The organism is Burkholderia theae (assembly GCF_048565265.1).
Classification (GTDB): domain Bacteria; phylum Pseudomonadota; class Gammaproteobacteria; order Burkholderiales; family Burkholderiaceae; genus Burkholderia; species Burkholderia theae.
Genome location: NZ_CP183461.1, coordinates 2,549,545 through 2,572,788, shown reverse-complemented (window position 1 = coordinate 2,572,788; position 23,244 = coordinate 2,549,545). Strand labels below are relative to the sequence as shown.

Sequence of the window (23,244 nt, the reverse complement as noted above, 5' to 3'; positions counted from 1 at the left end):
CCGGCGCACGCCACGCGCGTGCGCCGGCAGACCCTTACGGTGATGCCACATGACTGAACAACCGGCTGTATTCACGCTGAAGCAGGGCACGCTGCCGCTGCTGATCTCGATTCCGCACGCAGGCACGCACATCCCCGACGATATCGCCGCGACGATGACGGAAGACGCGCGCTTCGTCGACGATTGCGACTGGCATCTCGAGCGGCTGTACGGATTCGCGGCGGACCTCGGCGCATCGATTCTCGTCCCGTCGCACGCGCGTTACGTCGTCGACCTGAACCGCCCGCCCGACAACGAGAACCTGTATCCGGGGCAGGACACGACGGGGCTCGTGCCGGTCGACACGTTCGACAAGGCGCCGCTCTATCCGGCGAACGCGCTGCCCGGCAACGACGAGATCATGCGTCGCCGCGACCGCTACTGGCTTCCGTATCACGACGCGCTGCAACGCGAGGTCGCGCGCCTGAAGCGCGAGCATGGCCGCGTGCTCGTGTGGGAAGCGCATTCGATCCGCTCGCACGTGCCGCGCTTCTTCGACGGCCGCCTGCCGGACTTCAACTTCGGCACGTCGAGCGGCGCGAGTGCCGCGCCCGGTCTCGCGGAGGCGCTGGCCGCGCGCGTGCTCGAGCACGGCGGTTATACGGCCGTCGCGAACGGGCGCTTCAAGGGCGGCTACATCACGCGTCACTACGGTGTGCCCGATACCGGCGTCGAAGCCGTGCAGCTCGAGTTGTCGCAGATCACCTACATGGAAGAGACGCGCCCGTACGCCTACGACGAAGCGCGTGCAGCGCGGATTGTGCCGCTGCTGCAGACGCTCGTCGAAACCGCGCTCGCGCATCGCTGAGCGCGAGCCGCCCGCGTGCGGCGGCGCGGCGAAACGCGGGCGGCAGCCCGTCGGCGCGCAGCGCGCGAGCCGACGCAATGCACAACACGGCATCGATCCCGGCGATCGATGCCGTTTTTTTTCGTCTGATCGATGTCGTCATCGATACCTGAAAATTTGACGCAATTTTTAGGTGATATAAGCTGAATGTCAGGGAGTCGTCACGCGCGTACCGGCGGCGAGGCCACGGCCACGCCGCACCGGAATCCGTCGCGAGATACCTTGCCGACGTGTCGCCGCGCGGCATTGCCGCATGCGCTTGATCGCGACACGTGTCCTGCATCCATCAGTCAGTCGAGTACGATCGTGAAAGCCGCCAGCCCTTCGATACGCCGGACGCGAAGTCCGTCGGCGGGCGCGCCGCCTCAGGCCGGGTCGATCCGGCATGCTGAACGCGGCACGCGTGCCGCCCCTTTGAGCGAGCCTCGTTTCTTCGCCATGTCCCATCGCGGCCTGCGCCGCTTCAATCTCGTGACCGCGCGCGTGTTCAGCGCGGTGCAGTGCGACGGCAGCGCATCGTTGTTGCCCTAGCGTCCTTTTCCGCGTTCGTCCCGGTTCGCACCGCCTGTTGCCGCATCGTCCGCGCGGCGGGATCGCGTCTGCACACGCGCTGCGTGGGTGTGCAGGCGTGGGGCGCAATCGCGGATCTTCATCGTCCCGCGCGCGGGCGTGCCGCGCGCCATTATCGGAGAGACGCCCATGCGTGCGCGCCCGATCGTAGCCGTCACCGCCGACCGCATCCTGCGCGGTGCGCATCCGAACCACACGGCGGGCGAGAAGTACCTGGCCGCGCTCGTCGACGGTGCCGGCGCGCTCGCGTTCGTGCTGCCCGCGCTCGGCGCGCGCCAGCCGGCCGATGCGATTGTCGCGGCGGTCGACGGGCTGCTGTTTACCGGCAGCTACTCGAACGTCGAGCCGCATCATTACGGCGGTGACGCGAGCGCGCCCGACACGCTGCACGATCCCGCGCGCGATGCGACCGCGCTGCCGCTGATCCGCGCGGCGATCGAAGCCGGCGTGCCGGTGCTCGCGATCTGCCGCGGCATGCAGGAGCTGAACGTCGCCTACGGCGGCACGCTGCATCAGCGGCTGCATGCGACCAATGGTTTCGACGACCATCGCGAACGGCCGGCCGATCCGCTCGAACGGCAGTACGGCCCCGCGCACGTCGTGCAGCTCGCGCCGGGCGGCCTGCTGCAGCGGGTCGCGCGCGGCGCGCACGAAGCGACGGTCAATTCGCTGCACGACCAGGGCATCGCACGCGTCGGCGCGGGGCTCACCGTCGAAGCCAGCGCGCCCGACGGACTGGTCGAGGCCATCAGCGTGCGTGGCGCGCGCGCGTTCGCGCTAGGCGTGCAGTGGCATCCCGAATGGCGCTTCGCGGAACAGCCGCTGTCGCGCGACATCTTCGCGGCATTCGGCGCGGCGTGCCGCGCGCGCATGACGCACCGCATTCATGCGGCGGACGGCGACATGCCGTCGCCCGCCGCATCCGACGTCGACTGAAAGAGGCCGATCATGCAACCCGAACTGAGCGAATTCCTGCGACAGCACCGCATCACCGAGGTCGAGGCGATCATTCCCGACATGGCCGGCATCGCGCGCGGCAAGATCATTCCGCGCAACAAGTTCGAATCCGGCGAATCGATGCGCCTGCCGCAGGCCGTGATGGTGCAGACCGTCACCGGCGACTATCCGGAAGACGGCACGCTGACCGGCGTGACCGACCCCGACATGGTGTGCGTGCCCGATCCCGCGACGATCTGCCTGATTCCGTGGGCCGTCGATCCGACCGCGCAGGTGATCCACGACTGCGTGCATTTCGACGGCTCGCCGGTCGAGATCTCGCCGCGCTACGTGCTGCGCCACGTGCTCGACCTGTACAAGGCGAAGGGCTGGAAGCCCGTGGTCGCGCCCGAGCTCGAGTTCTATCTGGTCGACATGAACAAGGACCCCGACTTGCCGCTGCGTCCGCCGGTCGGCCGCACGGGGCGTGCGGAAACCGGCCGCCAGTCGTATTCGATCGAGGCCGTCAACGAGTTCGATCCGCTGTTCGAGGATATCTACGAGTACTGCGACATGCAGGGCCTCGATATCGAGACGCTGATCCACGAAGTCGGCGCCGCGCAAATGGAGATCAACTTCGTGCACGGCGACGCGCTGCCGCTGGCCGACCAGGTATTCCTGTTCAAGCGCACGGTGCGCGAGGCCGCGCTGCGTCACAACATGTACGCGACGTTCATGGCCAAGCCGATGGAAGGCGAGCCGGGGTCCGCGATGCACATCCACCAGAGCCTCGCGGATCTGCACACGGGGCGCAACCTGTTCGCCGAAGAAGACGGCGTCGTGTCGCCGCTGTTCCGCAGCTATCTCGCGGGCTTGCAGAAATACACGCCGGCGCTGATGCCGATCTTCGCGCCGTACATCAACTCGTACCGCCGGCTGTCGCGCTTCATGGCCGCGCCGATCAACGTGCAGTGGGGTTACGACAACCGCACGGTCGGCTTCCGCATCCCGCAGTCGAGCCCGGTGGCGCGACGCATCGAGAACCGGATTCCCGGCGTCGACTGCAACCCGTACCTCGCGTTCGCGGCGACGCTCGCGGCCGGCTACCTCGGCATGACGCAGCAGCTCGCGCCGACCGAACCGATCGCATCGGACGGCTACGACCTGCCGTACCAGCTGCCGCGCAACCTCGAGGAGGGCATTTCGCTGATGGCCGCGTGCGAGCCGCTCGCCGGCATCCTCGGCGACAAGTTCGTGAAGGCCTATCTGGCACTGAAGGAAACCGAATACGAAGCGTTCTTCCGCGTGATCAGCTCGTGGGAGCGCAGGCATCTGCTGCTGCACGTCTAAGCGCGCACAACCGCATACGGAATCACGGAGGAAACATGACTTACCGCAACGAATCTGCCTGGATCCAGCCGGCCGCGCCGGCTGCCGCGCCGCGCGCGACGCAGGCACGCTCGACCGCCGAATACCGCGCGCTCGACGCCGCGCACCACATCCATCCGTTCTCGGACATGGGCGCGCTGAACCGCGCGGGCAGCCGCGTGATCGTGAAGGCCGACGGCGTCTACCTGTGGGACTCGGACGGCAACAAGGTCATCGACGGGATGGCCGGCCTCTGGTGCGTGAACGTCGGCTACGGCCGCAAGGAACTCGCCGATGCCGCGTATCGCCAGCTGCAGGAACTGCCGTTCTACAACACGTTCTTCAAGACGACGCACCCGCCGGTGATCGAGCTTTCCGCGATGCTCGCGGAAGTGACGCCCGCCGGCTTCAACCACTTCTTCTATTGCAACAGCGGCTCGGAAGGCAACGACACCGTGCTGCGCCTCGTGCACCAGTACTGGCGCGTGCAGGGCAAGCCGCAGAAGAAGTTCGTGATCTCGCGCAAGAACGGCTATCACGGCTCGACGATCGCGGGCGGTGCGCTCGGCGGGATGGGCTACATGCACGAGCAGATGCCGTCGAAGGTCGAGCACATCGTGCATATCGATCAACCGTATTTCTTCGGCGAAGCGCAGCTGGGCGAAACACCGGAAGCGTTCGGTCTCGCACGGGCGCAGCAGCTCGAAGCGAAGATTCTCGAGCTCGGCGCGGAGAACGTTGCCGCATTCATCGGCGAGCCGTTCCAGGGCGCGGGCGGCGTGATCTTCCCGCCGTCGACGTACTGGCCGGAAATCCAGCGGATCTGCCGCAAGTACGACATCCTGCTCGTCGCCGACGAAGTGATCGGCGGCTTCGGCCGCACCGGCGAATGGTTCGCGCACCAGCACTTCGGCTTCGAGCCGGATCTGATCACGATGGCGAAGGGCCTCACGTCGGGTTATGTGCCGATGGGAGCGGTCGGCATTCACGAGCGCGTTGCGCGCCCGATCATCGACAACGGCGAATTCAACCACGGCCTCACGTACTCGGGTCACCCGGTCGCGGCGGCCGTTGCCGTTGCAAACCTGAAGCTGCTGCGCGACGAAGGGATCGTCGAGCGCGTGAAGCACGACATCGGGCCGTATTTCCAGCGCCGTCTGCGCGACGCGCTGGGCAGTCATCCGATCGTCGGGGAGATTGCGGGGACGGGGCTGGTCGCGGGCGTTCAGCTTGCGCGCGACCGGGATCGGCGCGAGCGGTTCGGCGCGGCCGTCGATATCGGCACGATTTGCCGCGACTTCTGCTTCAACGGCAACCTGATCATGCGTGCGACCGGCGACCGGATGCTGCTGTCGCCGCCGCTCGTGATCCGCGAGACGGAGGTCGACGAGATCGTCGACAAGGCGCGGCGCGCGTTCGATGCGACGGCGGAGCGGGTGGGGCAGTCGCGCAATGCTTGACCGGGCGCTCGTGCGGTCCCGATCTTGGGACAGCACGTTGCATCGTGCTCGACCGGGGTTTGACGCGTTTCGCTCCGCTGTGAAACGGCGGCGGGGCGAGATTACGCGTGCGCGAATCGCTGCCGCTCGAAGTTCATGACGAGCGCTACCGAAGAGGCAATATCCAGCGTTCCCGTTTCTACGATGAGATCGGGGGCAATCGGTACTTCGTATGGATCCGAGATGCCGGTAAATTGCGTCGTCTGGCCCGTGATCGCTTTTGCATAGAGTCGCTTCGGATCACGTGCGGAACAAGTTGCAATATCGGTTTTCAGGTAGATCTCGACGAATCGATCGGCACCGATGATTTCTCGTGCCCGCTGTCGATCGGCCTCGTAAGGCGAGATCAGCGCGACGATTACGGTAAAACCCTGATTATTGAGCAGTTTCGCCATTTCGGCGGTGCGACGACAGTTCTCGGTACGGTCTTCGCGCGTGAAGCCGAGATCTGGCGAGACGCCTGCGCGCAATTCGTCTCCGTCGAGAATGCATGTCGGAACATTGCGGGCACGCAATTGCCTGGCAATTTCGTGCGAGAGCGTTGACTTGCCGGCGCCGCTCAGACCGGTAAGCCACAGGGTGAAATTTCTCTCTTCTGATGACATGAGTACATTCATTCTATCGCCAGATCACCATCGCAAGTCACGATGTCCACGCTGAGAACGCGATGCCGATTCGGCTGGTTGTTATGTGGTGCAGCGATTTTATTCATCCAAATTCCTGCGAGGGTTACATAACAGTTACCAAAAATTACGCTGAGAGTTTCCTTTCTCTCACGATGAAACCCGGTGATAACTTGCACGGAACACCTGAAATTTTTGCCAGTATTGGTGCTAAATCGGTCAATAATTCCGCGTCGAGGGTGCCTTATTGGCGAAGGAATAGACTGTTTTACGATTGACGGCCGATTTGTCTGCCTTTTATCGTCGGTAACAAGCTAACGGTATTTAGCGAATCGGGCGGCGTCAGTGGTTAATCGTATGGGAGCGGTTGTTCCTGCGAGGGGTTTTGACTTGCAGTATTGAATTATTGTTGGACAGCCGTGCCACTCCAGTCGGGGTTGCCGCGCCAGTGCCGACGCCAACGTCATGCAGATCAGAAGTCAACGAAGCCGCTATCGGAGTAGGGGCGAAGCAGGCCGACGTGAAGTTCGGCGCGCCAAAACGAAAAGGGCCTGCGTCGTGAGACGCAGGCCCTTGAATTCTTTGGTGGGCGGTACTGGGATCGAACCAGTGACCCCTGCCGTGTGAAGGCAGTGCTCTACCGCTGAGCTAACCGCCCAAAGAAGCTGAAATTATGTCAGAGCTTTTGGGGTTCGTAAAGCCCTTTCTGCAAATTTTTTTCAGGTCCGCGCAACGATCGGTCAGCCGGCCGCCGACGGCTCGACGAGATCGAGGATCGATCCGTCACGCTTGAGCGTCGCGAGCACGATGCTCGAATTGATCGACATCACGCCCGCTGCGCGGTGCAGCCGGTTGATCACGAAGTCCGAGTAGTGATCGAGATCGCGCGCACGAACCGTCAGCACGTAGTTCGATCCGCCGGTCACGATCTGCGCCGCGATGACTTCCGGCCACTGCTGGATCGCCTCCACGAACCTGTCGTGCCACTCGGGGACGTCCGGGCGCATCGACACATGGACGAGCGCCTCGAACGCGACGCCGACCTTCTTCGGATCGATCGTGCAGCGATACCCCGAAATGGCGCCGCGCTCCTCCAGCAGCTTCACTCGCCGCAGGCATGCCGACGGCGACAGCGCGACCGCGTTCGCGAGGTCCTGATTGCTGATGCGTCCGTCACCCTCGAGGTGCCGGAGGATCCTCATGTCGGTTCGATCCAGAGCCATTTCGCAGAATCCGGTGAATTTGGAGATAACAAGCGCAGACTCTACTTCAATCCGGCCGGTTCGTCATCGAAAAGTGAAGCTCATTCTATTTCGACCTCGATAACATGCGCTCCATGCCTCGACCGCACGGCCTGACGCGACGCCATGCCGCCGGTCGCGCCGCCGCCTTCAACTCCTACCGTCACACCGCCATGTACGAACACATTCCCGCCTATCCGGGCGATCCGATCCTGTCGCTGTTCCAGGCGTTCCAGCAGGATGCGCATCCGCGCAAGGTCAACCTGAGCATCGGCCTCTGCTACGACGAAGCGGGCCGGATTCCGGTGCTCGACAGCACGCGCATCGCGGCCGAGCGTTTGCGCGAAGCCGGTGCGCCGCACACGTATCTGCCGATGGAAGGGCTCGCCGCATATCGGCAGGGCGTGCAGCGGCTCGTGTTCGGCGCCGATTGCGCCGCGCTCGCGGAAGGGCGCATCGCGACGCTGCAGACACTCGGCGGCTCGGGCGCGATCCGGCTCGGCGCGGAATTCGTGAAGCGCTATTTCCCCGACAGCGCGATCTGGATCAGCGACCCGACGTGGGACAACCATCGCGTGATCTTCTCGGCGGCCGGCCTCGACGTGCATACCTATCCGTACTACGACGAAGCGCGCAACGACATTCGCGTCGACGCGATGCTTGCGACGCTCGACGCGTTGCCGGCACGCAGCGTCGTGCTGCTGCAGCCGTGCTGTCACAACCCGACGGGGCTCGACCTGGGCCGCGACGCATGGCGCGAGGTGATCGACGTGCTCGTGCGGCGCGGGCTGATCCCGTTCCTCGACATGGCGTACCAGGGTTTCGGCGACGGTCTCGCTGACGACGCATGGGCCGTGCGCGCGATCGTCGATGCGGGCCTGCCCGCGATCGTCGGCAACTCGTTCTCGAAGAACTTCTCGCTGTACGGCGAGCGCGTCGGCGGATTGTCGATCGTCTGCGCGAACGCGGGCGAGGCCGCGACGGTGCTGAGCCAGTTGCAGGCCGGCGTGCGCCGCACCTATTCGAGTCCGCCGCTGTTCGGTGCGCAACTCGTGTCGACGGTGCTGAACGACGACGCGCTGCGTGCGCAGTGGGAAGGCGAGGTCGCGCAGATTCGCACGCGCATCAAGCGGATGCGCAGCGAGCTGAAGGCGCGGCTCGATGCGCGCCTGCCGGGCCGTGCGTTCGATGCATTCGTCGCGCAGCGCGGGATGTTCAGCTACACGGGCATCGCCGCGGCCGACGTCGATCGGCTGCGTGCGTTGCACAGCGTCTATCTGCTGCGCTCGGGCCGCATGTGCGTCGCGGGCCTGAACGACGCAAACCTCGACACCGTGGCGAATGCGCTTGCCGATGTGCTCGGCGGCGCATCGCGGCAGGCAGCCTGAGCGTCCCGTTCCCGATCCGAAGGAGGACACGATGGCAGAAACGATCCCGGTCGACTTGCCGCAGCTCGCGCAACCGTTCTCGTGGGCGACCCGCGCGGGCGGGCTGATGTTTACCGGTCACGGGCCGGTCGACGCAGCCGGCGCGATTGCCGGCGACACGATGGCCGAGCAGGCGCGCATCACGCTCGCGAATCTCGCGAAAGCCGTCGCGGCGGCCGGCGCGACGATGGACGATGTCGCGCAGGTGCTCGTCTACCTGTCCGACGTGAAGGCGATGCCCGAATTCGACGCCGAATACCGGCGCCATTTTCGCGAACCCTATCCGAACCGAACGTGTGTCGGCGTACACGGTTTCGCGCATCCGGCGATGCGTGTCGAGCTCGTCGCGTACGTCGCGCTGCCGGCGGCGCGCACCTAGCAGGAACGCCGCGTGGCGCGGCGTGCAGTAATCACCATCACCAAGAACCGATAAAAGGACTGGAGGAGAACATGAAGAGAATCCATCGATTCGCACTGCCAATGATGGCGGGCACGCTTGCCGCGAGCGGTGCGATGGCGCAGAGCAGCGTGACGCTGTACGGGATCGTCGACCAGAGCATCCGCTATACGACGCATGCCGACGCGTCGAACGACGCCAGCGTGCAGATGACCAATGGCGCGATCACGAACAGCCGCTGGGGGCTGATGGGCAGTGAAGCGCTCGGCGGCGGGCTGAAGGCGATCTTCCGGCTCGAGAGCGGCTTCGAGCCGCAAAACGGGCAGCTCGACGGCGCGTTGTTCGGCCGCTACGCGTATGTCGGTCTCGCGAGCGACTGGGGCACCGTGAAGCTCGGCCGCCAGGCGACCGAGGCGTTCAACCTGTTCGGCGATCTCGATCCGCTGACGGTCGGCAACTACACGGCCAACATGTGGCCGTACTTCCTCACGCAAGGCCGCGCGAGCAACGCCGTCAGCTACGACGGCACGTTCGGCGGTCTGAACGTCGGCGCGAGCTACGGCTTCGGCGGCGTCGCGGGCAGCCTCGGCACGAATGCATACTGGGGCACGCACGTGTCGTATACGCAGGGCGGGCTGATGGTCGGCGCGACGTACCAGCAGGTGCGCGACCTGAACAGCCGCGCGCAGCAGGCATGGGGCGCGGGCGCGCGCTACGCGTTCGGCGCGGCGGCGCTGTACGCGGGTTATCTCGGCGGCATCGACCGCTCGGGCGTGCTCGACGAGGCGCTGCTGAACGCGCCCGGCCGCCAGGTGACCTATGGTTCGTTCGCGGACAACCCGCGCCGCGACGCGATCTTCTACACGGGCGCGAGCGTCAAGGTCACGCCGGCCGTGTCGGTGACGGGCGTCGCGTATTACGACGACATCCGCAACGTCAACGGGGTCGCCGGCAACGGCGGCAAGCGCTATACGGGCGTGCTCGAGGCCGAGTACGCGTTGTCGAAGGCGACGCAGGTCTACGCGACGGTCGACTACAACCGCGTAACCGGCGGCGCGTTCACCGAAATGCCCGGACGCGGCAACCAGACGGGCGTCGCGGCCGGCCTGCGCCACATGTTCTGAGCGCGCGGCGCGCGGTGGCCGGCCGGACCGGCGCCGTGCCGCGCGCCATCGACGCTTCGACCAGACAATCGCTTTCGTACGAGGTCATTCAATGCAACCTGAAGGGCAATTCCAGCATATCGCGGCGCGCGAGCAAGGCCTGCGCCGCACGCTTTCCGCGCGGCAGATGGCGATGATCGCGATCGGCGGTGCCATCGGCACCGGTCTCTTTCTCGGCAGCGGCTTCGCGATCGGCTTCGCGGGCCCGAGCGTGCTCGTCAGCTACGCGATCGGCGCGTTCATCTCGCTGCTGCTGATGGGCTGTCTCGCCGAGATGACGGTCGCGCATCCGACCTCCGGTTCGTTCGGCGCATACGCCGAACATTACGTGAGTCCGTGGGCCGGGTTCCTCGTGCGTTACGCATACTGGGCGTGCATCGTGCTCGCGGTCGGCACCGAGGTCACCGCGATCGCGCTGTACATGAAGTATTGGTTGCCCGGTGTGCCGGGCTGGCTGTGGATCGTCGGTTTCTCGGCACTGCTGGTGTTCATCAACGCACGCAGCGTCGATGTGTTCGGCGCGGTCGAGTATGGCTTCTCGGTCGTGAAGATCGCGGCGATCGTCGGCTTCATCGTGCTCGGCGCGTATGTCGTGTTCGGCAATCCGGCGCTGGTCGGCGACGGCGCGGCGCGCGCGGGCTTCCACCATTACACGGATCACGGCGGCTTCTTTCCGAAGGGCATGTGGGGGACGTGGGTCGCGGTGATCGTGTCGATCTTCAGCTACCTGAGCATCGAGATGATCGCGGTCGCGGCCGGCGAAGCGGAGGATCCCGAGCGCGCGGTCACGCGTGCGTTCCGCTCGACGATCGTGCGGCTCGTGCTGTTCTACCTCGTCACGCTCGCGCTGATGCTCGCGATCGTCCCGTGGACGGCGGCGGGGCGCGACGAGAGCCCGTTCGTGAAGGTGATGGAGGCGATCCACCTGCCGGGCGCGGCCGGGCTGATCAACTTCGTCGTGCTGGTTGCCGCGCTGTCCGCGATGAACAGCCAGATCTACATCACGACGCGGATGATGTTCAGCCTGTCGCGCGCGGGGCATGCGCCGAAGGCGCTCGGAGAAGTGAACGCGCGCGGCGTGCCGTTCGGCGCGCTGATGCTGTCGACGCTCGGCATCGCGCTCGCGACGGTGCTGAGCGTGCTGTATCCGGACACCTCGTTCACGATCATGATGGCGGTTTCGATGTTCGGCGCGCTGTTCACGTGGATGATGATCTTCGTCACGCATTACTGCTTCCGGCGACGTCGCGCGGCGCTCGGCCTGCCGGCGCCCGCGTTCCGGATGCGCGGCTTCCCGCTGCTGACGCTGCTCGGTGCGGGCCTGATGCTCGCGGTGATGGTCACGACTTACTTCACGGCCGAGTTCCACATGACGCTGATCTTCGGCATTCCGTTCCTGGTTGCGCTGTCGATCGTGTACGCGATCTGGTATCGGCGCGCGCAGCCGGCGCTCCAGCCGGAAGCGAAGTAGCCGGCGTGCCGCGTCAGCCCGCGAGCGCGGGCAGCGCGTCGATCGACGCACGCACGTAGTCGGCGAAGCGCAGCGCAACCGGTTCGGCGGTGCCGCTGCGCTTCAGTGCGAGCGTGCGCGATTCGAGCGACGCATCCTTCAGCGGCCGGAACGCGAGCCGGTCGCTCTTCACCTGCTGCAGCACGCGCGGCACCAGCGCGACGCCCATCCCGAACTCGATCATCGACAGGATCGTCTGCCACAGCCGCGCTTCGTGGCGGATCAGCGGGCTGAAACCCGCGTTCACGCACTGCGCGATGATCAGGTCGTGATAGTGCGGCGCCGCTTCGCGCGGAAACAGGATGAACGGTTCCGCCGCGAGCGCGGCGAGCGCGACCTGCTTGCGACGCGCGAGCGGATGCGCGGCCGGCAGGCAGCAGACGAACGGTTCCACGTAGACGGGCGCCGATTCGACCTCGGGCGGGAAATGGCCCCAGTGTGCATAACCGAGATCGATCTGGCCGCGCTGGATCGCCTGCACCTGCGCTTGCGTATTCATCTCGCTCAGCACAACCTCGACGCCCGGGTAATCGGCCTCGAAGCGCCGCACCGCATCGGGCAGCCCGCGATACAGCATCGAATGGACGAAGCCGATCCGCAGCCGGCCCGCGAGACCCGACGCGGAACGCACCGTCAGGCGCTCGGCCTCGGCCGCCTGCAGCAGCAGCCGGCGCGCCTCGCCGAGCAGCACCTCGCCCGCGTTGGTCAGCGCGACGGTCTTGTTGGTGCGCGAGAAGAGCTGCACGCCGAGCGCGTCCTCGAACTTGCGGATGTCGAAACTCAGCGCCGGCTGCGAAATGAACAGGCGCTTCGCCGCGCGCCCGAAATGCAGCTCCTCGGCGACCGCCACGAAGTAGCGCAACTGCCTCAGTTCCATGGTGTCTCTTCCCGGTGTCGGCATCGATAAGCGATATCTATCGTACCGGATAAATCCTGTATTGGACGCTTATCGATCGCGCGCCTACGCTCTGCGAAAGGCTTTGCACAGGGCCGGCCGCGGCGCCAGGTCCGGCCGACGTGCAGGCAACCCAGGAGACGCACGCATGAACGACACCGCTCGCACGCCGGACGCCGGCGCATCCAATATCCCCGACAGCCGGGGCACCAATTTCTTCACCGCCGATCCCGACCTCGGCGCGTTGCTGAGGCTGCATCTCGGCGATGCGCACTATGCCGAACTCGAGCCGCGGCTGCGTGCGCTCGGCGCGCGCGTGTCGGGCGAGCTCGACGAATGGGCGTCGCGCGCGGACAAGCACCCGCCCGTGCTCGAGCACCGCAACCGGCGCGGCGAAGCCGTGCAGCGGATCGACAAGGATCCCGCGTATGTTGCGCTCGAACGCGTCGCGTATTCGGAGCTCGGGCTCGCGTCGCTGAGCCACGGGTCGGAATCGGGACCGCCGCTCGTCAAGTACGCGCTGACGTTCCTGTTCGTGCAGGCGGAATTCGGGCTGTGCTGCCCGGTCAGCATGACCGATTCGCTGACGCGCACGCTGCGCCGCTTCGGCGATCCGGCGCTCGTCGCGCGTTACCTGCCGATGCTCGCGTCACGCGACTTCGACACGCTGTACCAGGGCGCGATGTTCATGACCGAGCAGGCGGCCGGCTCCGACGTCGGCCGCATCGCGACCCGCGCGGCGCGCGAGACCGACGCGCACGGCGAGACCGTATGGCGCCTGACCGGCGACAAGTGGTTCTGCTCGAACGCGGATGCCGATCTCGCGATGGTGCTCGCGCGGCCCGACGGCGCGCCTGACGGCATCAAGGGGCTCGCGCTGTTCCTGCTGCCGAAGACGCTGCCGGACGGCACGCGCAACCGCTACCGGATCGTGCGGTTGAAGGACAAGCTCGGCAGCCGTTCGATGGCGAGCGGCGAGATCGCGCTGGAAGGCGCGCAGGCCTACCTGATCGGCGAGATCGGCCGCGGCTTTCACCAGATGGCCGACATGATCAACATGTCGCGTTTGTCGAACGGCGTGCGTGCGGCGGGGCTGATGCGGCGCGCGCTGAACGAAGCGCTGCACGTCGCCGCGCACCGCGACGCGTTCGGCCGCAAGCTGATCGAGATGCCGCTGATGCAGCGCCAGTTGATGAAGATGCTGCTGCCGGCCGAGGCCGCACGCGCGATGTTCATGCAGATCGCGCTGCTGCTGCCGCAGGCCGATGCGGGCGACGAACAGGCTGCGCGCTGCGTGCGGATCCTGACGCCGCTGATCAAGTTCCGCGCGTGCCGCGATGCGCGCCGCGTGACGGGCGATGCGATGGAGGTGCGCGGCGGCACCGGCTACATCGAGGAGTGGAGCGACGCGCGGGTCGTGCGCGATGCGCATCTCGGGTCGATCTGGGAAGGCACGAGCAACATCGTCGCGCTCGACGTCGCGCGGGCCGCGCAGCGCGAGCATGCGCTCGACGCGCTGCGCGCGTTCCTCGGCGACCGGCTCGGCGCGGCGCCGCTGCCCGATGCGAGCCGCGCGGCGTTGCGACGCATTCTCGCGCGCGCATACGATGCGCTCGCGCAGGTCGCGGACGCAGGCGACGACTCACGCGTGCGGCAGGCCGCGTCCGCGCTGTACTACGCGAGCGCGGCCGTGCTGATGGCCTGCGAGGGCGTGCGGCTCGCGCCGGATTTCCGGCGTCTCGCGCTCGCACACCTGGTCGTGCGCCACAAGCTGCTGCCGGTCGATCCGCTCGCGCCGGCGTCGCGCGACGACGAATCGGCCGCGTTCGACGCGCTGCTGCGCGGCACGCCGATCTCGCTCGACATGGCGCTCGACCTGCTGCCGGAGGTAGAACGATGAACGCGACGCGTGGCGCACTGGACGGCCTGAAGGTCGTCGACCTGAGCCGCGTGCTCGGCGGCCCGTACTGCACGCAGGCGCTCGCCGACCATGGCGCGACGGTGATCAAGATCGAGCCGCCGGACGGCGACGAGACGCGCGGCTGGGGGCCGCCGTTCCTCGGCGATACCGCGTGGTACTTCGCGGGCGTCAACCGCAACAAGGAAGGGCTCGCGCTCGACCTGTCGCGCGACGAAGGGCGCGCGATCCTGTGGCGCCTGCTCGATGAGGCCGACGTGCTGGTCGAGAACTTCAAGCCAGGCACGCTCGCGCGCTGGGGGATGGACTATGCGCGCGACCTGCAGCCGCGCTTCCCGTGGCTGATCCACTGCGCGGTGACGGGCTTCGGCGCGGACGGTCCGCTCGGCGGGCTGCCCGGCTACGACGCGGTGATCCAGGCGATGGCGGGGCTGATGAGCGTGAACGGCGAGCGCGACGGCGACGCGACGCGGATCGGCCTGCCGATCGTCGACATGGTCACGGGGCTCAACGCGCTCGCCGGCATCCTGCTGGCGCTCGCGGAGCGCGAGAAGAGCGGGCGCGGGCAGTCGGTCGACATCGCGCTGTACGACTGCGGCGTGTCGCTGCTGCATCCGCACCTGCCGAACTTCTTCGGCTCGGGGCGCGTGCCGGCGCGCAGCGGCAACGCGCATCCGAACATCGCGCCGTACGACAGTTACCGCACGGCGACCGTGCCGATCTTCCTCGCGGTCGGCAACGACCGGCAGTTCGCGCGGCTCGTCGCGCATCTCGGCGCGCCGGCGCTCGCGGGCGATCCGCGCTTCGTCGACAACCGCAGCCGCTGCGCGCACCGGCCCGAGCTGAAGGCCGAACTGGAAGCGCGGCTCGCCGCGCACGCCTGCGAGCCGCTCGCGCGCGACCTGATGGCGGCCGGCGTGCCGTGCGGGCCGGTGCGCACGGTGGCCGACGTCGCGCACGATCCGCATGCGCTGCACCGGAACCTGTTCGTCGAGATCGGCGCGTATCGCGGCACCGCGTCGCCGGTGAAGCTGTCGCGCACGCCGGCCACCTATCGTTCGCCGCCGCCCGCGCTCGGCCGCGATACGCGCGCGGTGCTCGATCGGCTCGGCGTCGATCGCGCGCTCCAGCAGCAACTGCTCGATGCCGGCGTGCTGAAAACGGCGCCCGACCAGGTACCCCCCGACTGACACGACGCCGCCGGCCGGCGGCGTCATGCCGGCCACCCGGGAAAGGCGCGCGACAGTCGCGCCCCCGACCACAAACCTGGAGACATCGATGAGCCGTCCGTTATCCCCGCCCGCCGCGCCACTGCGGCCCGGCCGCGCCGCCTTCGCGGCGTTCGTCGGCACCACGATCGAGTGGTACGACTTCTACATCTACGGCACGGCCGCGGCGCTCGTGTTCGGCAAGGTGTTCTTTTCGAGCACGATGGATCCCGGCGTCGCGACGCTGCTCGCGTTCGTCACGTTCTGGGCCGGCTTCGCCGCGCGGCCGCTCGGCGGGATCGTGTTCGGGCATCTCGGCGATCGCGTCGGCCGCAAGACCGCGCTCGTGATCACGCTGGTGATGATGGGCCTCGCGACGACCGGCATCGGCCTGCTGCCCGGTTATGCGCAGATCGGCGTATGGGCGCCGGCCGGCCTCGTCGTGCTGCGCGTGCTGCAGGGCATCGCGGTCGGCGGCGAGTGGGGCGGCGCGGTGCTGATCGCGAGCGAGAACGCGCCGAAGCATCGCAGCATCCTGTATGCGGCGTTCGCGCAGCAGGGCTCGCCCACCGGCAACCTGCTCGCGACGGCCGCGTTCTTCGCGCTGAGCGCGCTGCCGACGCCGTCCTTCCTGACGTGGGGCTGGCGCATTCCGTTCCTGCTGTCGGCCGTGCTCGTGATCATCGGCATGGTGATCCGGCTGAGGCTCGAGGAGTCGGCCGACATGCAGCGCGTGCTCGCCCGCAAGCGCACGGTGAAGCTGCCGCTGCGCGACGTCGTGCGCGATCACTGGGTGGTCGTGCTGCTCGCGGCCGGCACGCTGCCGGTGATCAACGTCACGTACTTCCGCAGCACGTTCGCGCTGTCGTGGGCGACGAAGGAGCTCGGCTACGCGCAGGGCACGTTCCTCGGCATCCTGTCGATCTCGCTCGTCGTGCAGTTCCTGCTGCAGCCGGTCGGTGCGTGGTTCGTGTCGAAGGTCGACATGCGTCGCGCGATGTGCTGGATCCTGATTCCCGAGATCGTGCTGATGCCGGTGATGTTCCATGCGCTCGCGACGCGTTCGTACTGGGTGGCCGTCGCGGGCATGTGCATCTCGACGATTCCGTCGGCGATGTTCTACGGCGCGGTCGGCGGCGTGCTCGCGCGCGTGTTTCCGGCGAATATTCGTTACACGGGCCTGTCGCTCGCGTATCAACTGAGCGCGCTGGTCGTCGGCGGCGGCACGCCCGTGCTGGCACAGGCGATCCTCAATTCGACGGGCAGCATCGTCGGCGTCGCGGTCGCGTCGGGGCTTTACGCGCTCGTGTCGCTCGTCTGCATGCTGGCGCTGCTGAACCGCACCGGGTACCGCGCGGACGAACTGTCGACGGCCGAGCGCAGCGACGCGGCGGAGTGGGGTGTCGAAGCCGAAAGTGCCGACAACGCGAGCGGCGGGGCGGAAGCGCCGGGCGACGGCGGCGCGCTGAAACCGGCCGGCTGAACTACGCGAGCGCCGCAGCCGGAGAGGTGCGGTCGCATCGATCGCACCTCCCCAAAAGGAAAACGGCACCGTGCGATACACGGTGCCGCTTTCTGTTGGAGCGCGCGGCAGGCTGGCTGCCGGCCGTGCGCACTACATCATCAGCCTTCCGTCGGCGGCACGTAGCCGGACGCCTGGTCCGCGCCGTCGCCGAAGAAGTATTTCTCGGTCTGCTTCATCAGGTACTGGCGCGCGCGCGGGTCGGCCATGTTCAGGCGGTTCTCGTTGATCAGCATCGTCTGCTGCTTGAGCCAGCCTTGCCATGCTTCCTTCGAGACGCTCTCGTAAATGCGCTTGCCGAGTTCGCCCGGCAGCGGCGGGAAATCGAGGCCTTCGGCTTCCTTGCCGAGCTTCGCGCATTGAATCATTCGAGCCATCGTTTACTTCTCCTGTAATCGGACTGGGGGAGGGCAGTCGTGCCTGCGCTCAGAGCTGCTTCATCAGCACGAGCGACTTGCGCTGCCAGTTATAGAGTTTGCGGCGGTCTTCCGGCAGGTCGTCGACGCTGACCTTGACGAAGCCGCGCTTGAGGAACCAGTGCTCGGTGCGCGTCGTGAGCACGAAGATATGCGTGAGGCCGCGCGCCCGTGCGCGTTGCTCGATGCGCTTGAGCAGGCGTTCGCCGTCGCCCGAGCCCTGCGCTTCCGGCGCGACCGTCAGGCACGCCATCTCGCCGATCTTCTCCTGCTGGTACGGATACAGCGCCGCGCAGCCGAACAGCACGCCATCGTGCTCGATCACCGAGAAGTGGTCGATGTCGCGTTCGATCTGGTGGCGGCCGCGCCGCACCAGCGTGCCGTCCGACTCGAGCGGCTCGATCAGCGACAGGATGCCGCCGACGTCGTCCGGCGTCGCCTCGCGCAGGCTTTCGAGATTCTCGTACGAGATCATCGTGCCGACGCCGTCGTGCAGGAACAGTTCGAGCAGCATGCTGCCGTCGAGCGATTGCGGGATCAGGTGCGCACGGGTCACGCCGCCGCGGCACGCGCGGATCGAGTGCTTCAGGAAGAATGCGTCGTCGCCCTGCACGTTGCCGGAATCGAGCAGCTCGGCCGCCGCGTCGAGCGACATTTCGCGGATCAGCTCGCCTTCATCGTCGACGATGCCGGGGCCGTCGGTCAGGAACACGATCTTGTCGGCACGCAGCGCGATCGCGGCGGCCGAGGCGACGTCTTCCATCGACAGGTTGAACGCTTCGCCGGTCGGCGAGAAACCGAGCGGCGACAGCAGCACGAGCTTGCGGCTCGCGAGCGAATGACGGATCGATTCGGCGTCGATCTTGCGCACGATGCCCGTATGCGCGAAATCGACCCCGTCGAGAATCCCCACCGGCCGCGCGGTCACGAAGTTGCCCGACACGACGCTGATGTGCGCGTGCGCCATCGGCGAGTTCGGCAGACCCTGGCTGATCGCGGCCTCGATGTCGAGGCGCACTTCGCCGGCCGCTTCCTTCGCGGATTCGAGCGCGCGCGCATCGGTGATGCGCAGGCCGTGCGAAAACTCGGATTCGACACCGTGCAGGCTCAGCTGCTCCTCGACCTGCGGGCGCGAGCCGTGCACGAGCACGATCTGGATGCCCATCGCCTGCAGCAGCGCGATGTCGGACACGAGCGCGTTCAGCAGCCCCTGCTGCACCACCTCGCCGCCGAACCCCACGACGAACGTGCTGTTGCGGAACTTGTGGATATAGGGCGCGACGGAGCGCATCCAGTCGACGAACTGCGCGTGGCTGGCGGCCGAATCGTCGGCGGCCGGCGGCGTCGCGGCGCCGGTCTGGGCGGGAGGGAGGTCGGTTTGGGAATTCATGGGCGGGATTATAATGCGCCCCCATGTCGAATGTACCTAAAAGTCCCGCGCCGACGCGGGCCAAAGCGCCGTCGGCCCGGCACCCGGATGGTGCGGCCGATGCACGCCAGCAGCAGGGCCAGCCGCCGCGCCAGCAGCACGAAAAGCAGGCAGGCAAGGCGCCGCGCGGCGACGAGCGCCGCGGCGATGCGCGCCAGCCGGCCACGGCGGACGCGCCCCAGGCAGCCGATGCGCGCGCACCGCGCCGCGAGCGTCCGCCGCGCGCCGTCGTCGCGCCGAATCCCGTCCCGCCGATCACCTACCCCGAAAGCCTGCCCGTGTCGGGCAAGCGCGACGAAATCGCGCGCGCGATCGCCGGTCACCAGGTTGTCATCGTCTGCGGTGAAACGGGCTCGGGCAAGACCACGCAGTTGCCGAAGATCTGCCTCGATCTCGGCCGCGGCCTCGGCGCCGGCGGCACGGGCCTGATCGGCCATACGCAGCCGCGGCGTCTCGCCGCGTCGTCGACCGGCCGCCGGATCGCCGAGGAACTCGGCACGCCGTTCGGCGAGGTGGTCGGCTACAAGGTGCGCTTCACCGACAATCTCGCGCCCGGTGCGTCCGTGAAGCTGATGACGGACGGCATCCTGCTCGCCGAGACGCAGACCGACCCGCTGCTGAAGGCGTACGACACGCTGATCATCGACGAGGCGCACGAGCGCAGCCTGAACATCGACTTCCTGCTCGGCTACCTGAAGGAAATCCTGCCGAGGCGGCCGGACCTGAAGCTGATCGTCACGTCCGCGACGATCGACGCCGACCGCTTCGCGCGCCATTTCGGCACCGACGAGCGCCCGGCGCCCGTGATCGAGGTCAGTGGGCGGCTGTATCCGGTCGAGATGCGCTACCGCCCGGTGGCCGAGGACCGCCCGGCCGTGAAGAATGCAGAAGGCACCGCGGGCCGCGATCGCGTGAAGACCGCGCGCGAAGCCGAGCGCGACCTGATGGACGCGATCGTCGACGCGGTCGACGAGCTGTGCCGCGAAGGCCCCGGCGACGTGCTGGTGTTCCTGCCCGGCGAGCGCGAGATCCGCGAAGCGGCCGAGGCGCTGCGCAAGCACCATCCGCCGCACACCGAGATCCTGCCGCTGTTCGCGCGGCTCTCCGCGGCCGACCAGGACAAGGTGTTCAAGGCGTCGAACGCGCGCCGGATCGTGCTCGCGACCAACGTGGCCGAGACGTCGCTGACGGTGCCCGGTATCCGCTACGTCGTCGATACCGGTCTCGCGCGCGTGAAGCGCTATTCGTACCGGAACAAGGTCGAGCAGCTGCAGGTCGAGTCGATCTCGCAGGCTGCCGCGAACCAGCGCGCGGGCCGCTGCGGCCGCGTGGCCGACGGCGTCTGCATCCGCTTGTACGAGGAAAGCGACTACCAGGCGCGCGTGCGCTTCACCGATCCGGAAATCCTGCGCTCGTCGCTCGCGTCGGTGATCCTGCGGATGAAGTCGCTGCACCTGACGGCGATCGAATCGTTTCCGTTCCTCGAACCGCCGCCCGGCCGCGCGATCGCGGACGGCTACCAGTTGCTCAACGAACTCGGCGCGGTCGACGACGACAACGCGCTGACGCCGCTCGGCCGCGAACTCGCGCGGCTGCCGCTCGATCCGCGCGTCGGCCGCATGATTCTCGCCGCGCGCGACCAGCAGTCGCTGCGCGAGGTGCTGATCATCGCGAGCGCGCTGTCCGTGCAGGACCCGCGCGACCGCCCGATCGAAGCGCAGGAACAGGCCGACCAGGCGCACCGCCGGTTCGCCGACGAGCGCTCCGAATTCCTGCAGTGGCTGAAGATCTGGGCGTGGTTCGAGGACGCCGTCGCGCACAAGAAGTCGAATCGTCAGTTGATCGACGCGTGCCGGCAGAACTTCCTGTCGCACCTGCGGCTGCGCGAGTGGCGCGACGTCCATTCGCAGTTGCTGACCGTCGTGCGCGAGCACGGCTGGCGGCTCAACGAAGTCGAGGCGACTTACGAGCAGATCCATCTGGCCCTGTTGACGGGCCTGCTCGGCAACCTCGGCCTGAAGGCCGACGACGATCCGCACTACCTCGGCGCACGCGGGATCAAGTTCTACCTGTGGCCGGGCTCGGTGCTCGCGAAGAAGGCCGGCCGCTGGGTGATGGCGGCCGAACTCGTCGAGACGAGCCGGCTCTACGCGCGCTGCCTTGCGAAGATCGAGCCCGAATGGATCGAGAAGGTCGGCGCGCACCTGCTGAAGAAATCGCTGTCGGAGCCGCACTGGGAAAAGCGCCCGGCGCAGGTCAGCGCGTTCGAGCGCGCGACGCTGTACGGGCTGCCGATCTATCACCGCCGACGTGTCGCGTTCGGCAAGCAGGATCCGGCGCGCGCGCGGGAGCTGTTCATCCGCGGCGCGCTCGTCGAAGGCGAGTTCGACACCAAGCTCGCGTTCTTCGCGCACAACCGCAAGCTGCTTGCCGATATCGAGCAGCTCGAGCACAAGTCGCGCCGCCAGGACGTGCTGGTCGACGACGAACTGATCTACGCGTTCTACGACCAGGCGCTTCCCGAAGGGATCCACACGGGCACCGCGTTCGAGCGCTGGTATCGCGACGAGGTGAAGCAGGGCGGCCAGCCCGAGGACAAGCCGCGGCTGCTGTACCTGTCGCGCGACGACCTGATGCGCCACGAGGCGGCCGGCGTGACGACCGAGCTGTTCCCGAAGCGCGCGACGATGGCCGGCGTCGAGATGGCGCTCACGTACCACTTCGAGCCCGGCACGCCGCGCGACGGCGTGACGCTCGCGGTGCCGCTCTACGCGCTGAACCAGGTCGACGCGCGCCGCTGCGAGTGGCTCGTGCCGGGGATGCTGAAGGAAAAGGTGCAGCTGCTGCTGAAGTCGCTGCCGCAGAAGCTGCGCCGGCACTGCGTGCCGCTGCCCGAGTACGCGGCCGGCTTCGTCGAGCGGATGGGCCGCGAGCGCTTCGGCGCGGGCGGGCTCGTCGAGGCGCTGATCGCCGACGTGCGCGGCGAGACGCAGATCGCGATGAAGACGGCTGACTTCAAGCTCGAGACGCTGCCCGCGCACCTGTTCATGAACTTCAAGGTGATCGACGAGCACGGCCGCCAGCTCGCGATGGGGCGCAATCTCGCGCAGCTTCGCCAGGAGCTGGGCGCGCAGGCGCAGCAGCAGTTCCAGAAGATCGCGGCGGCGTCGACGATCGCGACCGGCGGCGAGACCGATGCGGGGCCGGCAGCCGGCCAGGCGCCGGCGACTGCCGCCCCGGCCGGTGCCGTCGTCGGCCGTGGCGCGAAGCCCGGCAAGGGCACGGCGCCGCAGACGGGTGTCCCGGCGGAAGGCGGCGCGACGGCGCTGTACGAGAACCTGACGACGTGGAATTTCGGCAAGCTTCCCGAGCTGCTGGAAATCCGCCGGCGCGGCCAGACGCTGTACGGCTACCCGGCGCTGGTCGACCGCGGCACGCATTGCGACGTCGAGGTGTTCGATTCGCCGGAGGAGGCCGCGCGCATCCACCGGGCCGGCTTGCGGCGGCTGTTCGCGCTGCAACTGAAGGAACCGATCAAGTTCCTCGAGAAGAACCTGCCGGGCCTGCGCGAGATGGCGATGCAGTACATGTCGCTCGGCTCGCAGGACGAGCTGCGCGACCAGCTGATCGACACGGCGCTCGATCGCGCGTGCCTGCAGGATCCGCTGCCCGACGACGACGCGAGCTTCCATGCGCGCCGCGACGAGGGCCGCAGCCGCCTGAACCTGCTCGCGCAGGAAATCGCGCGGCTCGTCGGGCAGGTCCTGGCCGAATACGCGGGGCTCGTGAAGAAACTCGCGCAGGCGAAACCGTTCGCGCAGGTGCACGCGGATCTGCAGCAGCAGCTGGCGGCGCTGGTCGGCAAGCGCTTCGTGATCGATACGCCTTACGTGCAGCTTGCGCACTTCCCGCGCTACCTGAAGGGCATCGCGTTGCGGATCGACAAGCTGAAGGCCGATCCGGCGCGCGACGCGAAGCAGTCCGGCGACCTGCTGCCGCTCGCCCAGCAGTACCAGCGCGCGGTGTCGCAGCGCGGCGGCGTCGCCGACCCTCGGCTCGCGGAATTCCGCTGGCTGCTCGAGGAATTGCGGATTTCGCTGTTCGCCCAGGAACTGCGCACGCCGATGCCGGTCTCTGTCAAGCGGCTGCACAAGGTCTGGGAGTCGATGCAGCGCTAGCGCAACAGCGGTTTCCCGGCCCGCACCGGCGGCCGGCGACGGTCGGCCGCGCGGCGCT

The 23,244-nt window shown here is 67.5% G+C and carries 17 protein-coding genes and 1 tRNA gene; 12 read left to right on the top strand and 6 right to left on the bottom strand.

What is annotated here, in order from left to right; translation table 11 throughout:
- Nucleotides 1-49: 49 nt before the first annotated feature.
- From hutG to ACN22W_RS12125, 4 genes are all read left to right on the top strand, one after another.
- Nucleotides 50-847 carry an N-formylglutamate deformylase gene (hutG, locus tag ACN22W_RS12140; protein ID WP_048248834.1) on the top strand — a complete coding sequence of 266 codons (798 nt, stop codon included), beginning with the start codon at nt 50-52 and terminating at the stop codon, nt 845-847.
- A gap of 738 nt (nt 848-1,585) precedes the next feature.
- The gene (locus tag ACN22W_RS12135) at nt 1,586-2,392 is read left to right on the top strand and encodes a gamma-glutamyl-gamma-aminobutyrate hydrolase family protein (RefSeq protein WP_419684494.1); all 807 of its coding nucleotides are present in this window, start codon (nt 1,586-1,588) and stop codon (nt 2,390-2,392) included.
- 12 nt (nt 2,393-2,404) lie between these two features.
- Entirely contained in the window at nt 2,405-3,742 is a 1,338-nt protein-coding gene (locus ACN22W_RS12130) for a glutamine synthetase family protein (protein ID WP_419684492.1), read from the top strand.
- A 35-nt stretch (nt 3,743-3,777) separates the two neighbouring features.
- Nucleotides 3,778-5,220 carry an aspartate aminotransferase family protein gene (locus ACN22W_RS12125; RefSeq protein WP_419684490.1) on the top strand — a complete coding sequence of 481 codons (1,443 nt, stop codon included), beginning with the start codon at nt 3,778-3,780 and terminating at the stop codon, nt 5,218-5,220.
- A 101-nt stretch (nt 5,221-5,321) separates the two neighbouring features.
- Here ACN22W_RS12125 and cysC read toward each other — a convergent pair whose 3' ends face one another.
- From cysC to ACN22W_RS12110, 3 genes are all read right to left on the bottom strand, one after another.
- Entirely contained in the window at nt 5,322-5,876 is a 555-nt protein-coding gene (cysC, locus tag ACN22W_RS12120; protein ID WP_419684488.1) for an adenylyl-sulfate kinase, read from the bottom strand.
- Between the two features lie 589 nt (nt 5,877-6,465).
- A tRNA-Val gene (locus tag ACN22W_RS12115) sits at nt 6,466-6,540 on the bottom strand.
- Between the two features lie 82 nt (nt 6,541-6,622).
- Nucleotides 6,623-7,105: an Lrp/AsnC family transcriptional regulator gene (locus tag ACN22W_RS12110; RefSeq protein WP_419684486.1), complete on the bottom strand. Its 483-nt coding sequence runs from the start codon at nt 7,103-7,105 to the stop codon at nt 6,623-6,625.
- A 191-nt stretch (nt 7,106-7,296) separates the two neighbouring features.
- Between ACN22W_RS12110 and ACN22W_RS12105 the strand changes: the two genes are divergently transcribed.
- The 4 genes from ACN22W_RS12105 to ACN22W_RS12090 all read left to right on the top strand — a co-directional run bounded on the left by ACN22W_RS12105 (nt 7,297) and on the right by ACN22W_RS12090 (nt 11,581).
- Entirely contained in the window at nt 7,297-8,511 is a 1,215-nt protein-coding gene (locus tag ACN22W_RS12105) for an amino acid aminotransferase (protein ID WP_419684484.1), read from the top strand.
- A gap of 31 nt (nt 8,512-8,542) precedes the next feature.
- A complete protein-coding gene (locus tag ACN22W_RS12100; protein ID WP_419684482.1) occupies nt 8,543-8,929 on the top strand; it encodes a RidA family protein in 387 nt (128 codons plus the stop codon).
- A 71-nt stretch (nt 8,930-9,000) separates the two neighbouring features.
- Nucleotides 9,001-10,071, top strand: a complete 1,071-nt coding sequence (locus tag ACN22W_RS12095) for a porin (RefSeq protein WP_419684480.1) — start codon at nt 9,001-9,003, stop codon at nt 10,069-10,071.
- Between the two features lie 91 nt (nt 10,072-10,162).
- Entirely contained in the window at nt 10,163-11,581 is a 1,419-nt protein-coding gene (locus ACN22W_RS12090; protein ID WP_419684478.1) for an amino acid permease, read from the top strand.
- A gap of 13 nt (nt 11,582-11,594) precedes the next feature.
- On the opposite strand, the gene ACN22W_RS12085 is transcribed toward ACN22W_RS12090, so the two are convergent.
- Nucleotides 11,595-12,497, bottom strand: coding sequence for a LysR family transcriptional regulator (locus ACN22W_RS12085; protein WP_412021484.1), 903 nt, complete (start codon nt 12,495-12,497; stop codon nt 11,595-11,597).
- Between the two features lie 166 nt (nt 12,498-12,663).
- On the opposite strand from ACN22W_RS12085, the gene ACN22W_RS12080 reads away from it, so the two are divergent.
- From ACN22W_RS12080 to ACN22W_RS12070, 3 genes are all read left to right on the top strand, one after another.
- Nucleotides 12,664-14,415, top strand: a complete 1,752-nt coding sequence (locus tag ACN22W_RS12080; RefSeq protein ID WP_419684476.1) for an acyl-CoA dehydrogenase family protein — start codon at nt 12,664-12,666, stop codon at nt 14,413-14,415.
- Complete coding sequence (locus ACN22W_RS12075; RefSeq protein WP_419684474.1) at nt 14,412-15,623, top strand: CaiB/BaiF CoA transferase family protein; 1,212 nt, start codon at nt 14,412-14,414, stop codon at nt 15,621-15,623. The genes ACN22W_RS12080 and ACN22W_RS12075 overlap by 4 nt, the downstream gene beginning before the upstream one ends.
- Before the next feature lie 88 nt (nt 15,624-15,711).
- Nucleotides 15,712-17,124, top strand: coding sequence for an MFS transporter (locus tag ACN22W_RS12070; RefSeq protein WP_419684472.1), 1,413 nt, complete (start codon nt 15,712-15,714; stop codon nt 17,122-17,124).
- Between the two features lie 140 nt (nt 17,125-17,264).
- Here ACN22W_RS12070 and ACN22W_RS12065 read toward each other — a convergent pair whose 3' ends face one another.
- Together ACN22W_RS12065 and argA are read right to left on the bottom strand one after the other, a co-directional pair.
- A complete protein-coding gene (locus ACN22W_RS12065; RefSeq protein ID WP_006478357.1) occupies nt 17,265-17,540 on the bottom strand; it encodes an oxidative damage protection protein in 276 nt (91 codons plus the stop codon).
- A gap of 49 nt (nt 17,541-17,589) precedes the next feature.
- Nucleotides 17,590-18,969, bottom strand: a complete 1,380-nt coding sequence (argA, locus tag ACN22W_RS12060) for an amino-acid N-acetyltransferase (RefSeq protein WP_129512519.1) — start codon at nt 18,967-18,969, stop codon at nt 17,590-17,592.
- A 23-nt stretch (nt 18,970-18,992) separates the two neighbouring features.
- Between argA and hrpA the strand changes: the two genes are divergently transcribed.
- The gene (gene hrpA, locus ACN22W_RS12055; protein ID WP_419684465.1) at nt 18,993-23,186 is read left to right on the top strand and encodes an ATP-dependent RNA helicase HrpA; all 4,194 of its coding nucleotides are present in this window, start codon (nt 18,993-18,995) and stop codon (nt 23,184-23,186) included.
- Nucleotides 23,187-23,244: the final 58 nt, after the last annotated feature.